This is a genomic window from Curtobacterium sp. ME12 (assembly GCF_903970855.1).
GTDB classification, from domain to species: Bacteria; Actinomycetota; Actinomycetes; order Actinomycetales; family Microbacteriaceae; genus Curtobacterium; species Curtobacterium poinsettiae_A.
In genome coordinates this window covers 1-14,059 of record NZ_CAJCKD010000056.1, presented here as the reverse complement: position 1 = coordinate 14,059, position 14,059 = coordinate 1, and the positions used below count along the sequence as shown (strand labels likewise).

At 70.9% G+C, this 14,059-nt stretch carries 13 protein-coding genes and 1 pseudogene; 5 read left to right on the top strand and 9 right to left on the bottom strand.

The genetic code is table 11. The features are described 5' to 3' along the window. Positions 1 to 52: 52 nt before the first annotated feature. The 3 genes from H7A73_RS17390 to H7A73_RS17380 form a co-directional block, all read right to left on the bottom strand. The gene (locus H7A73_RS17390; protein ID WP_182067150.1) at positions 53 to 1,414 is read right to left on the bottom strand and encodes a PhoH family protein; all 1,362 of its coding nucleotides are present in this window, start codon (positions 1,412 to 1,414) and stop codon (positions 53 to 55) included. Positions 1,415 to 2,279: 865 nt separating this feature from the next. Then, entirely contained in the window at positions 2,280 to 3,389 is a 1,110-nt protein-coding gene (locus H7A73_RS17385; RefSeq protein ID WP_110860697.1) for an aminotransferase class V-fold PLP-dependent enzyme, read from the bottom strand. A 123-nt stretch (positions 3,390 to 3,512) separates the two neighbouring features. Further along, positions 3,513 to 4,298 carry an isoprenyl transferase gene (locus H7A73_RS17380; protein ID WP_259362993.1) on the bottom strand — a complete coding sequence of 262 codons (786 nt, stop codon included), beginning with the start codon at positions 4,296 to 4,298 and terminating at the stop codon, positions 3,513 to 3,515. Positions 4,299 to 4,394: 96 nt separating this feature from the next. Between H7A73_RS17380 and trhA the strand changes: the two genes are divergently transcribed. Next, on the top strand, positions 4,395 to 5,105 hold the full coding sequence (trhA, locus tag H7A73_RS17375) for a PAQR family membrane homeostasis protein TrhA (RefSeq protein WP_259362992.1): 711 nt from the start codon (positions 4,395 to 4,397) through the stop codon (positions 5,103 to 5,105). A 201-nt stretch (positions 5,106 to 5,306) separates the two neighbouring features. Here trhA and H7A73_RS17370 read toward each other — a convergent pair whose 3' ends face one another. Both H7A73_RS17370 and mca read right to left on the bottom strand, forming a co-directional pair. Beyond that, entirely contained in the window at positions 5,307 to 5,597 is a 291-nt protein-coding gene (locus tag H7A73_RS17370) for a hypothetical protein (RefSeq protein WP_182067144.1), read from the bottom strand. Beyond that, positions 5,594 to 6,484, bottom strand: coding sequence for a mycothiol conjugate amidase Mca (gene mca / locus H7A73_RS17365; protein ID WP_182067142.1), 891 nt, complete (start codon positions 6,482 to 6,484; stop codon positions 5,594 to 5,596). Before mca ends, H7A73_RS17370 begins: the two co-directional genes overlap by 4 nt. A 19-nt stretch (positions 6,485 to 6,503) precedes the next feature. On the opposite strand from mca, the gene H7A73_RS17360 reads away from it, so the two are divergent. Together H7A73_RS17360 and greA are read left to right on the top strand one after the other, a co-directional pair. Beyond that, positions 6,504 to 6,995 carry a DUF4307 domain-containing protein gene (locus H7A73_RS17360; RefSeq protein ID WP_017886738.1) on the top strand — a complete coding sequence of 164 codons (492 nt, stop codon included), beginning with the start codon at positions 6,504 to 6,506 and terminating at the stop codon, positions 6,993 to 6,995. 71 nt (positions 6,996 to 7,066) lie between these two features. Continuing rightward, complete coding sequence (greA, locus tag H7A73_RS17355) at positions 7,067 to 7,555, top strand: transcription elongation factor GreA (protein ID WP_182067140.1); 489 nt, start codon at positions 7,067 to 7,069, stop codon at positions 7,553 to 7,555. 132 nt (positions 7,556 to 7,687) lie between these two features. Here greA and ilvA read toward each other — a convergent pair whose 3' ends face one another. Together ilvA and H7A73_RS17345 are read right to left on the bottom strand one after the other, a co-directional pair. After that, on the bottom strand, positions 7,688 to 8,947 hold the full coding sequence (ilvA, locus tag H7A73_RS17350; protein WP_182067138.1) for a threonine ammonia-lyase: 1,260 nt from the start codon (positions 8,945 to 8,947) through the stop codon (positions 7,688 to 7,690). Positions 8,948 to 8,995: 48 nt separating this feature from the next. Then, positions 8,996 to 10,255, bottom strand: a complete 1,260-nt coding sequence (locus H7A73_RS17345; protein WP_051596497.1) for an AI-2E family transporter — start codon at positions 10,253 to 10,255, stop codon at positions 8,996 to 8,998. Positions 10,256 to 10,348: 93 nt separating this feature from the next. Here H7A73_RS17345 and H7A73_RS17340 point away from each other — a divergent pair, with 93 nt between their 5' ends. Next, positions 10,349 to 11,632 (top strand): winged helix-turn-helix domain-containing protein, encoded by a 1,284-nt coding sequence (locus H7A73_RS17340; RefSeq protein ID WP_182067136.1) that lies wholly within the window; start codon positions 10,349 to 10,351, stop codon positions 11,630 to 11,632. A 4-nt stretch (positions 11,633 to 11,636) separates the two neighbouring features. Here H7A73_RS17340 and H7A73_RS17335 read toward each other — a convergent pair whose 3' ends face one another. Together H7A73_RS17335 and H7A73_RS17330 are read right to left on the bottom strand one after the other, a co-directional pair. Next, positions 11,637 to 12,539 (bottom strand): M48 family metalloprotease, encoded by a 903-nt coding sequence (locus H7A73_RS17335; protein WP_182067134.1) that lies wholly within the window; start codon positions 12,537 to 12,539, stop codon positions 11,637 to 11,639. Positions 12,540 to 12,558: 19 nt separating this feature from the next. Continuing rightward, a complete protein-coding gene (locus tag H7A73_RS17330; RefSeq protein ID WP_027464499.1) occupies positions 12,559 to 13,140 on the bottom strand; it encodes a LemA family protein in 582 nt (193 codons plus the stop codon). Positions 13,141 to 13,358: 218 nt separating this feature from the next. On the opposite strand from H7A73_RS17330, the pseudogene H7A73_RS17325 reads away from it, so the two are divergent. Continuing rightward, a pseudogene (locus H7A73_RS17325) lies at positions 13,359 to 14,059 on the top strand (hypothetical protein); the annotation flags it as partial.

The following is a 14,059-nucleotide window of genomic DNA, read 5'->3' as shown; positions in this document are numbered from 1 at the left end:
GGTGCCAGCTGGCACCGGGCCTCCCGTCCGTCAGGTGCGGACTGGACACGCCTCACGCCAGGTCGGGCGAGTCCAGCAGGTCGGTGACCAGAGCGGCGATCGCGGAGCGTTCGGAACGCGTCAGCGTGACGTGCGCGAACAGCGGATGCCCCTTGAGTCGCTCGATGACCGACGCGATCCCGTCGTGCCGACCGACCCGCAGGTTGTCGCGCTGCGCGACGTCGTGGGTGAGCACCACCCGCGAGTTCTGACCGATGCGGGAGAGCATCGTGAGCAGCACGTTCCGTTCGAGCGACTGCGCCTCGTCGACGATCACGAAGGCGTCGTGCAGGGAGCGGCCGCGGATGTGCGTCAGGGGCAGCACCTCGATCAGGCCGCGCTCGACCACTTCGTCGAGCACGTTGTCCGACACCACCGAACCGAGGGTGTCGTAGACGGCCTGCGCCCACGGGTTCATCTTCTCGCCGGCATCGCCGGGCAGGAAGCCGAGGTCCTGCCCACCCACGGCGTACAGCGGTCGGAACACCATGATCTTCTTGTGCTGCTGCCGTTCGAGCACCGCCTCGAGTCCGGCGCACAGGGCGAGCGCCGACTTGCCGGTGCCGGCGCTGCCGCCGAGCGAGACGATGCCGATCTCGGAGTCGAGCAGGGCGTCGATGGCGAGCCGCTGCTCGGCCGAGCGTCCGCGGAGTCCGAAGACCTCGCGGTCGCCGCGCACCAGGGCGACGGCGCCGGCGACGTGCACACGACCGAGGGCCGATCCGCGCTCCGAGTGGATGACGACCCCGGTGTTCACCGGGACCCCGTCGAGCTTCGCGGAGCGGATCTCCTCCTTCTCGTACAGGTCGGACATCTGCTCGCCGGAGACCTGCAGGTCGGCGATGCCGGTGTAGCCCGAGTCGACGGCGAGTTCGGCGCGGTACTCCTCTGCCGCCATGCCGATCGACGACGCCTTGACCCGGAGCGGCAGGTCCTTCGACACGACGACGACGTCGAGTCCGTCGTTCTTCAGGTTCGACGCGACGGCGAGGATGCGCGAGTCGTTGTCGCCGAGCTGCAGGCCCGACGGCAGGACGGACTGGTTGGAGTGGTTCAGTTCGACACGGAACGAGCCGCCGTCGCCGATCGCGATCGGGAAGTCGAGCCGCTCGTGCTCGATGCGCAGTTCGTCGAGCAGCCGGAGGGCCTGCCGGGCGAAGTACCCGATCTCCGGGTCGTTGCGCTTCGACTCGAGTTCGCTGACGACCACCACGGGCAGGACCACGGCGTGCTCGGCGAAGCGGAACAAGGCCCGCGGATCGCTGAGGAGCACCGATGTGTCGAGCACGTACGTGCGCTGGGCGACCGATGTGGACGAGTCCGCGGTGTGCTGCTGCTGTGCTCCGCGAGAGACGTTCTGAGAGGTCACGACCACTCCATCCCCGGGCCGCGACGGGCCCGGTCCTGTCCTCGAACGCGGCCACGGAGCGGGTCCCGAAGCACCGACTGTGGCCGCTTCGATCGGGCGCGGTGCCCGATGGGGACAACGTACGTCCGGCCCCCGACACCCCGCCAGCGACACGCGGTTTCCGGAGTTACGGTCGCGTGAACAACGCGAGCGTGGCTCGCGCAGCCGCGCGCGGCGGTGACACCGAGTGGTCACGAACCGTCGGCTGCGACGGCCCCGGCCGACAGGTGGTGACCACCCGGCGGACGTGAGCGGGGTGCCGTGACCGCTCGCGAGCTGCGGACGGGAGGCCCGTGGCGGCCTGGCACCGCGCCTCCAGGCCGCCCGTTGGTCGCGACTCGTCGCACGCACAGCACCGAGCGGTCACCAACCGTCGGCTACGACGGCGCCAACCGACAGTTCGTGACCACTCGGCGGACGTGAGCGGGGTGCCGTGACCGCACGCGAGCCGCGGACGGGAGGCCCGTGGCGGCCTGGCACCGCACCTCCAGGCCGTCCGTTGGTCGCGACTCGTCGCACGCACAGCACCGAGGGGTCACCAACCGTCGGCTACGACGGCGCCAACCGACAGTTCGTGACCACTCGGCGGACGTGAGCGGGGTGCCGTGACCGCTCGCGAGCCGCGGACGGGAGGCCCGTGGCGGCCTGGCACCGCACCTCCAGGCCGTCCGTTGGTCGCGACTCGTCGCACGCACAGCACCGAGTGGTCACCAACCGTCGGCTACGACGGCGCCAACCGACAATTCGTGACCACGCGGCGGACCTGAGCGGGGTGCCGTGACCGCTCGCGAGCCGCGGACGGGAGGCAGCAAGCGCAGCGGCCGCGCCGCTGCTACTGCATCGTGGCGTACGAGACGCAGGCGTCGCGGAACATGTCCAGGGTCTCGTCGGTGGTCGACGGGAACACGGACACCCGCGCGACCCCGAGCCGCGTGGTCGCGGTGACGCCGTGGTTGTGCATCGCGGCGGACAGAGCCGTCACGCGACCCTGCGTCGGCCGGAGCACGACGATGCCGGCGCGCTCGGCCGGGTCGCGGCTGGACTCGACCTCGAGCCCGAACTCGTCCGCGATCGCGAACACGCGCTCGACGCGGTCGGTGACACGCTCCTGCACGGCGGCGACGCCGACCGCGGTGAGGCGCTCGAGCGACACCGCGAGCCGGGCCTGCGCGACCGGGTCGATGCGGGACATCTGGAAGCCGGCGGCCCCCGGACGCACCGCCGGGACCTCGGTGGGCCAGCCGGAGGTGCCGTGCGGACCGGACAGTGCCGGACGGATCCGGTTCAGGGCACGATCGCTGAACGCCACGAAGCCGGTGCCCCACCCGGCGTGCAGCCACTTCTGCCCGCCGGTGGCGACCACGTCGGCGACCTCGTACGGGGCGTCGACGACGCCGAAGCCCTGGATCGCGTCGACGATGAGCAGGCGGTCGCCGATGACCTCGCGGATGGCGGCGAGGTCGGTCAGGTAGCCGGTGCGCCAGTCGACCAGGGACACCGCGACGGCGGTCACCTCGTCGGTCAGGCGCTCACGGATCAGCTCGGGGGTCACCCAGCCGGCACCCGACTCGATGACGACGGGCTGCACCCGCCCGCCGGTGGCCGAGGCCGCGCTGGCCAGCGCGAGCGGCAGCGACGGGTACTCGTCGGCGGACACGAGCACGCCACCGGTCAGGCCGAAGGCGGTGTGCAGCAAGCCGGGGGTCGTCGCGGCCTGCGAGACGACCTGGTCCTCGCGGCGGCCGACCAGGCGGGCGGCGACGGTGCGGACGCGGGCGTCCTGCTCGTCGAGGGTCTCCATCGCGCCGAAGCGCATGTGTGCCTGGATCGTGCCGAGCACACGCTGCTCCTCGAGCACGGCGGTCTGCACGGGGCCGAACGCAGCGTGGTCGAGGTAACCGGGGTCTTCGGAGAAGCCAGCGGCGTACTCGTCGATGTTCACAGGTGGTGCACCTTTCACAGGGTTGAACCCTGAGAGCCTACTGGGACGCGGCTCCGCCGCCGAACCCGGTGCGGCAGGTGGCTGGTCGCTGGTGGTTCGGCAGCCGGCCGCGCCCGACCGTGCTCAGCCGCCGAACCGACGCGACCGGAGTCCGAAGTCGCGGACCGCCCGGAGGAAGTCGACCTCGCGCAGGTCCGGGTAGAACGCCTCGACGAAGTAGAACTCGCTGTGCGCGCTCTGCCACAGCATGAAGTCGGACAGCCGCTGCTCGCCCGAAGTCCGGATCACCAGGTCGGGGTCGGGCTGGCCCTGCGTGTACAGGTGGTCGCCGATGAGCTCCGGCGTCAGGACCTCTGCCAGGGTGTCGATGGTGCCGCCGCCCGCGCCGTGCGCCTGCACGATGCTGCGCATGGCGTCCGCGATCTCACGCCGACCGCCGTACCCGACGGCGAGGTTGACGTGCAGCCCCGTGCGTCCGGCGGTGCGCTGCTCGGCACGTTCGAGCGCGGTCACCAGGTTGTCCGGCAGCCCCTCGTTCGAGCCGACGTGCTGCACGCGCCAGTCACGGTTGTCGGCCAGGACCCCGGCGAGGTCGGCGATGATCCCGACGAGTTCCTCGAGCTCTTCGCCGCCACGACCCGTCAGGTTGTCGGCGGACAGCAGGTAGAGCGTCACGACCTCGATGCCGAGGTCGTCGCACCACGTCAGGAACTCCGGGATCTTCGCGGCGCCGGCACGGTGACCGTGTGCGGCGGACTCGAGCCCGAGCTGCTTCGCCCAGCGGCGGTTGCCGTCCACGATCATGGCGACGTGCTTGGGCTTCGCTGCACCGTCGAGCTGGCGGCGGATCCGGCGCTGGTAGGCGCGGTAGAGGATCCCTCGCCCTGTCCATCCCGCCGTCCCGGTCACGCACCGAGCGTAGTGCACCACCGACACACGCTCCCTGAGGCTCCCGCTCTCCGGACACGTGGCTGTCGTTCGGGGTCAGGCCCTATGGTCGGGACCATGCAGGACGAGCACGAGACCGGACCACTCCCCCACGTCCCGTTCACGGAAGAAGCGTCGGCGACCACGACCGCCGAACCCCGTCCGGCCTGGCGCGGCTGGATCCACCTCGGCGCGTTCCCGTTCGCGATCGCGATGGGGGTCGTCCTGATCACCCTCGCCGACAGCACCGCGGCGAAGGTCGGCAGCGCCGTGTTCATGGCGACGTCGTTGGCGATGTTCGGCGTCTCCGCGACCTACCACCGGTTCCCGTGGGGGCCGAAGGTGAAGGCCGTACTGAAGCGCATCGACCACACCAACATCCTGCTGCTCATCGCCGGCACCTACACGCCCGTCGCGATCTGCGCCCTGCCGCACACGCTCATGGTCGTCGTGCTCTGGGTGATGTGGTCGGGCGCCGCGCTCGGCATCGCGTTCCGGGTGCTCTGGATCAACGCGCCCCGCTGGCTGTACGTGCCGATCTACCTGGTGCTCGGGTGCGCTGCCCTCGGGCTGCTGCCGCAGTTCTTCGCGGCGAGCGTCCCGATGACCGTGCTCATCCTGTCCGGTGGCGTCGCGTACATCATCGGCGCGCTGGTCTACGGCTTCAAGCGCCCGAACCCGGTGCCGACCCAGTTCGGGTTCCACGAGGTGTTCCACGCCCTGACCGTGGTGGCCTTCGGTGCGCAGTGGGTCGGCGTGCTCATCGTCGCGCTGGACCCGGTGCGCTGACCGTCGCACGTTCCTTCCCAGAACGGGTGCGATGCATGGTGGTCCCGGGCGTCCTCACCAGGAACTTCTGACCAGGTACGCCCGGTTCAATCAGGTACGCCCGGTTCGACCCGGTACGCCTGGTTCCGGTCGGCGCGCACGAAGCGGACGGGAGGCCCGTGGCGGTCGCGCCACGGGCCTCCCGTCCGCTTCGGAGTCGCGTCAGCCGCGCTCGGTGTCGTCGCCGACGTCGGCCCGGCTGCCCTCGGCCGCGCGCCGCTCCGGCTCGTCGGTCGCGGTGCCGTTCGCCTCGGCCTCGAGCCGCTCGCGCACCTCGGCGCGGTAGCGGGTCCGACGGATGCGTCGGGTCATGTCCACCACGAGCAGGATCGTCACGATCGCGACGAGTGCGATCGCGATGAACCCGACGACACCCGGGGTGACGTCGACGTCGGGGACGACCGAGGGGCTGGGACTGGGGGTGGCGGCGAGTGCCGCCGCGATGGTGCTCACGAGGTCGGTTCCTTGTCGGCTGGGATCCCGGCGAACAGGTCGGTCTCCGGGAGCTCGGTCGGCACGCGTGCTTCCACGAGCTGGTAGTCCTCGGTCGGCCACACCGTCGCGAGGAGGTCGTTCGGCCAGTAGAAGAAGGCGCTGTCCGGTGCGACCTGGCTGGCGTGCGCGCGGAGTGCGGCGTCACGCTGGTCGAAGTACTCGTGCACGTCGACGTGGGTGGTGGCGAGGTCGGGCCGGTCGGCGAACCGCTCGACCCACTCGCGCAGCTGCTCGACGGCGGGGCTGTCCGGGTCGCGCTCCTGCAGGGCCTCGAAGATCGTGCTGAAGCGTCGCGGGTTCATCGTGCGCTCGTAGTAGAGCTTCGCGATCGACCACGGGGCACCGGCGGACGGGTACGCCGACGGGTCGGCGGCAGCGGACCACGCGGCCATCGACACCTCGTGCGTGCGGATGTGGTCGGGGTGCGGGTAGCCGCCGTTCTCGTCGTAGGTGACGAGCACGTGCGGCCGGAACCGGCGGATCACGCGGACGAGGGCCTCGGTGCTGTACTCGAGCGGCACCGTGGAGAACGTGCCCTGCCGGACCGTCTCGCCCTTCTCGGCGTCGGGCAACCCCGAGTCGTGGTAGCCGAGCCACACGTGGTCGATGCCGAGCGCCTGCTGCGCCGAGGCCATCTCGGTGCGGCGGTACCCCGCCATGTCACGGTGCGCACGGCTCGTCGCCGGCTCGCCGAGCTGGTCGTTCAGGATGTCGCCGGCCTCGCCACCGGTGCAGGACACGACGAGCACCTGGTGCCCGTCGGCCACGTACTTCGCGGCGGTCGCGGCGCCCTTGCTCGACTCGTCGTCGGGGTGGGCGTGGACGGCCAGCAGACGGTAGGGCACGTGGGGTTCCTCACTGCGGGTGAGCGGCGTCGGACGCGGGCAGCGCACAGCATCGCGTGAACTACCCTGGGATCAGGATATCCACCCCGGGAGCCCCGAACTGTCCGAACAGCACCAGACCGCCACCCTCGACGAGCGCTACGGCCGCACCCCGGCCCGCAAGCGCCGCAGCCGCCTCTTCGCGATCGTCGCGGCCATCGCGGTCGTCGTGGTCTTCGGTGCGTGGGTGATCTGGGCCGGGCTCGACCAGTCCGACCGCGGCCTCGACCAGGACGTCATCGGGTACGAGGTCCTGTCCGAGCACAGCACCGTCGTCCACTCGCAGGTGTCCGTCGACCCGGGCGTGGAGGCGAAGTGCGCCGTGCAGGTCCTCGACAAGAGCTACTCGATCGTGGGCTGGAAGGAGATCACCGTCCCGGCGTCCGAACAGCGCAGCCGGAGCATCTCCACGCAGGTCACCACGACGACGCGGGGCGTGACCGGCTTGATCCACGACTGCTGGATTCCCTAGACTGTCCTGATTCGCCTCTCGAGACCGACCACTCGGCCGGTCTCGTTTTTTCATGGTCGAAGGGACAGAACATGAGCAACGACACGCAGGTCACCTGGCTGACCCAGGAGGCGCACGACCGTCTCAAGGCGGAGCTCGACGAGCTGAGCGGCGAGGGCCGTGCCGAGATCGCGCGCCGCATCGAGGCGGCTCGCGAGGAAGGCGACCTCAAGGAGAACGGCGGCTACCACGCCGCGAAGGACGAGCAGGGCAAGATCGAGGCCCGCATCCGCGTCCTCACCGAGCTCCTCAAGCACGCCACCGTCAGCGAAGCCGAGTTCGACGGCACTGTCGAGCCGGGCACCGTCGTCACGGCGGTCATCGCCGGCGACGAGTCCACCTTCCTGGTCGGCAGCCGCGAGATCGTCGCCGAGGGCTCCGACCTGACGGTCTACAGCCCCGTCAGCCCCGTCGGGGCGGCCATCGTCGGCCTCAAGGCCGGCGACGAGGCCACGTACACGGCGCCGAACGGCAAGGAGATCGCCGTCGAGGTCGTCAAGATCGAGCGCTACGAGCCGTAGACCCGGCCCACTGCAGACAGGAGGCCCGTGGCGACGCCGCCACGGGCCTCCTGTCTGTCCGCTGGTCGCGCCCAGGACGCGCACCGCGCGTCCGACGGCCCACGCGTCGAACGACTCGTGGATCGTCGCGGACTAGTGCTCGAGGAGTTCCGGGCGGAAGCCGACCTCGTGCAGGCGCTGGATGACCTCCTGCGCGTGCTCGGGGCCGCGTGCCTCGATCGACAGGTCCAGCGCGACCTCGTTGATGACCAGGCCCTGTCCGTGGCGGGTGTGCAGCACCTCGACCACGTTCGCACCGGCATCCGAGATGACCTGGGCGACCCGGGCGAGCTGACCCGGGCGGTCCGGCAGCATGATGCGGATGCCGATGTAGCGCGAGGCCGCGACGAGCCCACGGGTGATCACGCGCTCCATCATGAGCGGGTCGATGTTGCCGCCGCTCAGCAGCACCACGGTGCGGCCGGTGTCGCGGACGGCACCGGACATGATCGCGGCGACGCCGACGGCCCCCGCTGCCTCGACCACGAGCTTGGCGCGCTCGAGCAGGACGAGCAGTGCGCGGGCGGTGTCGTCGTCCGAGACGGTGACGATGTCGTCGACCAGGTCGCGGATGATCGGGAAGTTCAGGTCGCCGGGGCGTGCCACCGCGATGCCGTCGGAGATGGTCGGCTTCGTGGTGATGGTGACGGGCTCGCCGGCGGTGATCGAGGACGGGTAGGCCGCGGCGTTCTCGGCCTGCACACCGATGACCCGGATCGGCCGTCCGAGGCGCTCGGCCATGCCCCTGACGGCGAGTGCGATGCCGGAGATGACGCCGCCGCCACCGATCGGCACCACGACGGTGTCGACGTCCGGCACCTGGTCGATGATCTCGAGGCCGAGCGTGCCCTGCCCGGCGATCACGGCCGGGTGGTCGAACGGCGGGATGAACACGGCGCCGGTGTGGGCGGCGAAGTCCTTCGCGGCGCTCAACGCCTCTTCCACGGAGTGGCCCCGCAGCACGACGTCGGCGCCGTAGTGGCGGGTGGCCTGCAGCTTGGGCAGTGCGACTCCGACCGGCGTGAAGATCGTCGCGGGGATGCCGAGCTCGCGCGCGGCGAGGGCGACGCCCTGTGCGTGGTTGCCGGCGCTCGCGGCCACGACGCCCTTGGCACGCTGCTCCGCGGACAGGGTCGAGAGGCGGTTGTAGGCACCGCGCACCTTGTAGGCACCCGTGCGCTGCAGGTTCTCGCACTTCAGGTGGACGGGGGACCCGAGCAGCTCGGCGAGGAACTGCGACGTCTCCATCGGGGTGACGCGTGCGACACCCTTGATGGTCTCGCGCGCCGTCTCGATGTCCGCGAGGGTCGGGATCGCGGTGAGCGTGTGCGGAGAGGCGCTGGTGTCGGTCACTCCCCCATCATCGTCGCTCCCGGCCCCCGCGGCGAACTCGTGTGACGCTCAGTTGGTGCTGGCGGTGTCTTCTTCGGCCGAGGGACCCGAGTCGACGCCCGGTGCCGGGACGTCGTCGCCGACCTTGTGCCGACGGCGTCGGAGCAACTGGATCTGCCCGTGCTGCCCGCGCTTCGGCGTCGCTTCGAGGACGTGGTCGGAGTCGAGCCGCCGCCAGCGTCCGCTCGCGATGGTGGTGACCATGGCGTTCAGCGTCGCGATCAGCGGGACGGCGAAGAACGCTCCGGCGATGCCGGCGAGACCGGAGGCCGCGGTGACGCCGAGGACGACCGCCAGCGGGTGGACCTTGACCGCGTTGCCCATGACGAGCGGCTGCAGGATGTGGCCCTCGATCTGCTGGACCAGCAGCACGACCCCGAGCACCAGGACAGCCGCGAGGGGACCGTTGAAGATCAGCGCGACGAACACCGCCAGGAAGCCGGTGACGATGGCACCGACGACCGGGATGAAGGCGCCGAGGAACACGAACGCGGCGATCGGGATGACCAGCGGCATGCCGCCGAAGAAGAGCCCGACGATGAAGGACCCCAGGCCGATGCCGACCGCGTCGACGAACGCGACGAAGATCTGCACGCGGATGAAGCTCGTCAGGGTGATCCAGCCGGCGACACCGGCGCCGTCCACCGCTGCGCGGGCCTTCTTCGGGAACAGCCGGACGGACCAGCGCCAGACGTTCTTGCCGTCGATCAGCAGGAAGATCGTGGTGAACAGGATGATGAAGAGCGCCTCGAAGGCGTGCGTCGCACCCGAACCCGCGCTGGCGACCCCGGACAGGATCGACGCGGAGTTGTCCTGCAGCCACTTCGTGCCGTCGTCGAGCCAGCCGTTCACGTCGGACTGGCTGATGCCGAACCCGGAGCTCAGGACGAAGTCCTTGATGTTCGCGTACTGGTCGACCGTCCGGTCACGCAGGGACGGGTAGGACGCGATGATCTGGTCGACGACGAGCCAGATCAGGCCACCGAGTGCCGCGATGCCGCCGAGCAGGCTCATCACGACGGCGAGCCACTTGGGCACGTGGTGCCGCTGCAGCCAGTTCGAGATCGGCACGAGGAGCGCCGAGACCACGATGCCGACCAGGAACGGGATGAGGATCTCGCTGAAGACCGTGACGAGCCAGATGAAGACGGCGATCACGCCCACGACGACGAGCGCCCGCCACGACCACGCACCGGCGATGCGCACGCCGACCGGGACGGATTCCTCGACCACGGGGTCGGGGTGTGTCTGCTTGCTTCCCCATGCCATGGGCCCGAGTGTAGCGATGTGCTTCGCGTCAGGTGCCAGATGCGGCATACGTTCGTGGACCCTCATGTCGGCGGGGTTCGGTAGCGTCACGGCATGCCCAGGTCGACGCTCTCCGCCGCCGAGGCCCGCCGGGTCGCACTCGCCGCGCAGGGGTTCGGACGACCACCCGCCGAGCCGGTCTCGACGCGTGCCCTGAACGCCGCGTTCGGCCGGCTCGGGCTGTTGCAGATCGACTCCGTGAACGTGTTCGAGCGCAGCCACTACCTGCCGCTCTTCGCCCGGCTCGGGGCCTACGACCGGTCGACGCTCGACCGGCTGACGCTCGGACGCTCGGGCCCGTACACCGAGTACTGGGCGCACGAGGCGGCGTTCATCCCCCGCGACGACCTGCGGCTCTTCCGGTGGCGGATGGACGCCCTGCGGGAGCGTGACGCCGGCCCGACCCGGGTCGACGGTGTCACCCGGACCGCTGCCGTCCGGCGCGAACTGCACGCGCTGCTCCGGGCCGAGGGGCCGATGCGGGCGAGCGCCGTGGAGCACGAGTCGAACGTTCGGCGCGGCCCCTGGTGGGGGTGGAGCGACGTGAAGCTCGGGCTCGAGCAGATGTTCCGCTGGGGCGAGGCGGTGAGTGCCGGACGAGCCGGTTTCGAGCGGGTGTACGCCCTGCCGGAGCAGGTGCTGCCCGCAGGCTTCCTCGAGACCGCCCCACCGCGTGCCGACGCCGTGCGCGAACTCGTGCGCCAGGCCGCACGGGCGCTCGGCATCGGCACCCGAGCGGACATCGCGGACTACTACCGGCTGCGCTCCGACGACACGGCCACCGCGATCGCCGAGCTCACCGACGCCGGCGAGCTCCTGCCGGTTCGGGTCGAGGGGTGGGGCGAGCGGGCCTGGCTGCACGCGGGCGCTCGGGTCCCCCGGCAGATGACCGCGGACGCGGTGCTGAGCCCCTTCGACCCGGTCGTCTGGTTCCGGCGACGGGCCGAGCGGATGTACGGCTTCCACTACCGGATCGAGATCTACACGCCGGCCCCGAAGCGGGTGTTCGGCTACTACGTGCTGCCGGTGCTGCAGGACGACCGGCTCGTCGGCCGGATCGACCTGAAGAGCGACCGGCAGCGCGGCGTGCTCCGCGTCCGGACCGCCTGGCAGGAGCCGGGCGAGCACCTGGACCCCGAGCGTCTCGCCGACACACTGCGACGGACCGCGAGCTGGCAGGGCCTCGGCGCGATCGAGGTGACCGATCGCGGTACCGCTGCTGCGGCCGTCGCCGGGTCGCTCGGAGTGCCCCTGGTGCCGCACGAGTCCGCTGACGACGCGGACGCCCCGGAACCAGTCGAGACGGCCGACGACACGGCCGCCGACCGCGTCTCCTGATCCGTCAGAACCGGTCGGCGTTCGCCCGCAACCGCGCGATGCGGTCGGGCAGCGGCGGGTGGGTCGAGAACAGCCGGTCCATCACACCGGGGCGCATCGGGTCGGCGATCCACAGGTGCGCCATCGAGGAGTTCTGCGTCTGCATCGGTCGGCCGTACGCACCGAGCTTCTCGAGGGCCCGCGCCAGGCCCTCCGGGTGCCGGGTCGTCATCGCCCCCGTCGCGTCCGCCAGGTACTCGCGCTGCCGGGACACCGCCGCCTGGACGCCGGCCGCGGCGATCGGGGCCACGATGACGGCGACGATCCCGGCGATGAGCAGCACCGGGTTGGCGCTGCCGCCGTTGTCCGAGTTGCGGTTCCGCCCGCCGGACAGGCCGCTGAAGATCGAGATGCGGAGCAGGACGTCGGCGATGAGGCCGACGGCCACGACGAGACCGAAGACCATCGTGGACACCCGGATGTCGTAGTTCCGGACGTGTCCGAGCTCGTGCGCCATCACGCCCTGCAGCTCCTGGTCGTCCATGAGCTCGAGCAACCCCGTCGTCGCCGCCACCACCGCGTGCTCGGGGTCGCGCCCGGTGGCGAAGGCGTTCGGCGAGGGGTCGGGGATGACGAACACCCGGGGCATCGGCATGCCGGTCGCGATGGCGAGGTTCTCGACGGTCCGCCACAGCCGTGGTTCGGAGACGCGGTCGATCTCGACCCCACCGGCGATCGCGGTGGCCTGCCGTGCCGCCAGGAAGTACTGCACCACCGCGTACCCGAGGGCGACCACGAGGACGATGAAGCCGATCGAGACGTTGCCGGCGAGGTACCCGCCGAGGAACCCGAGCGCGCCGATGATCAGCAGGAACACCAGGACGATGACCACGGTGTTGCGCTTGTTCCGCGCGATGGCGCTGTACACGTCGGATCCGACGCTGGGGTCAGAACTGGACTCGCGGCGGCTCGGCGATGGCCGCCGGCTCGTTCGTCTCGAAGAACGGCGCCTCGGAGAAGCCGCGGTTCTTCGCGAACGTGGAGTTCGGGAACACCCGGATCTTCGTGTTCAGCTCACGCACGCCACCGTTGTAGAAGCGGCGGGCGGCCTGGATCTTGTCCTCCGTGTCGACGAGCTCGGACTGCAACTGCAGGAAGTTCTGGCTCGACTGCAGCTGCGGGTACCCCTCGGCCACCGCGAACACGCTCTTCAGCGCCTTCTGCATGTGCCCCTCGGCGGTGGAGGCCGTGTCGGCGTCACCGGCGGACAGGGTCTCGGCGCGGGCCTTCGTCACGTCGTCGAAGACCGCCTTCTCGTGCGTGGCGTACCCCTTGACCGTGTCCACGATGGTGGGGATGAGGTCGGCGCGGCGCTTCAGTTGCACCGAGATGTCGCTCCAGGCCTCGTCGACCCGGACCTTGAGCGTGACGAGGGAGTTGTACGTCACCCAGAGGTAGATCCCGATGATCACCAGGACGACCACCACCACTCCGACGACGATGAGCGTCGTGACGAGTCCGGTGTCCATGCGGGCGTACTCCTTTGCGCGTCGGGATCCGCGGTGCTGCGTTGGCCTGAACGGCCATCGTGAAGTCTATCGACGCGCTGAGCATGCTCCGTTCCGTGAGCAGTGTTCACGGCCGATTCCCGAGTCACGCACACCGGGTTCCCGGACTGCGGCCCGATACCGAACCTCATCCGCGAGGTGTATTGACCGGACGTCCGAGATCCCGTGGGATGGGTCCGGTGAACACGAGCGGGGAGAACGTGGACGAGGGGGCCGTCGGGGGCGACGGCCCTCGTCGTCGTCCCCGCTTCGCCCTGCTCGCAGCGGCGACGACGGTCCTCGTCGCCGGTCTGCTCGGCGCCGCCGTCGCCCCGGCCGTCGCGGTCGCCGCGGACGGCACGTCGGTGGAGGCTGCCGCTGCGGACGCCCCGGCAGTCCCCGTCGCCCGGGCAGCCGCCACTCCCACTGCGACCCCCGAGCCGAGCGAGATCGCTCCGCCGAGTCCCGGCCGGCCGGGCGCTCCGACGCCCACCCCCACGCGTCCCGCCGTCCGGCCCACCATCGCCGACCCGGGTGACGTCACGACGGGGACGACGCGCTTCCACGGCACCGGCACCCCCGGGCACACCGTCCGGGTGACCGGTCCGGCCGCGACGGGTTCGTCCGGGTGCACGACCCGGGTGGACCCGAACGGTTCCTGGGCCTGCCTCGGCACCGTCCGCTCCGGCCCGCAACAGGTCTTCACGGTGCGCGACCTCGTCGCCGCGCTGCCCGTCGCGAGTGCACCGGCCTCGGACGTCATCGTCCCGCCGACACTGGCGGCCGCCGGGCCCACCGGCGGCACGGTCTCCGGGACGGGGTACCCCGGATCGACGGTGCTGCTGTCGGTGTCCGGGTCGTCGGCCCAGCAGACCGCCCGGGTCGGTGCGGACGGCCGGTG

Excerpts from the sequence above, each read along its gene's own strand:
- trhA (WP_259362992.1), top strand. The coding sequence starts at position 4,395 with ATGCAGGACGAGCACGAGACCGGACCACTCCCCCACGTCCCGTTCACG.
- greA (WP_182067140.1), top strand. The coding sequence starts at position 7,067 with ATGAGCAACGACACGCAGGTCACCTGGCTGACCCAGGAGGCGCACGAC.
- H7A73_RS17345 (WP_051596497.1), bottom strand. The coding sequence starts at position 10,255 with ATGGCATGGGGAAGCAAGCAGACACACCCCGACCCCGTGGTCGAGGAA.
- H7A73_RS17340 (WP_182067136.1), top strand. The coding sequence starts at position 10,349 with ATGCCCAGGTCGACGCTCTCCGCCGCCGAGGCCCGCCGGGTCGCACTC.
- H7A73_RS17330 (WP_027464499.1), bottom strand. The coding sequence starts at position 13,140 with ATGGACACCGGACTCGTCACGACGCTCATCGTCGTCGGAGTGGTGGTG.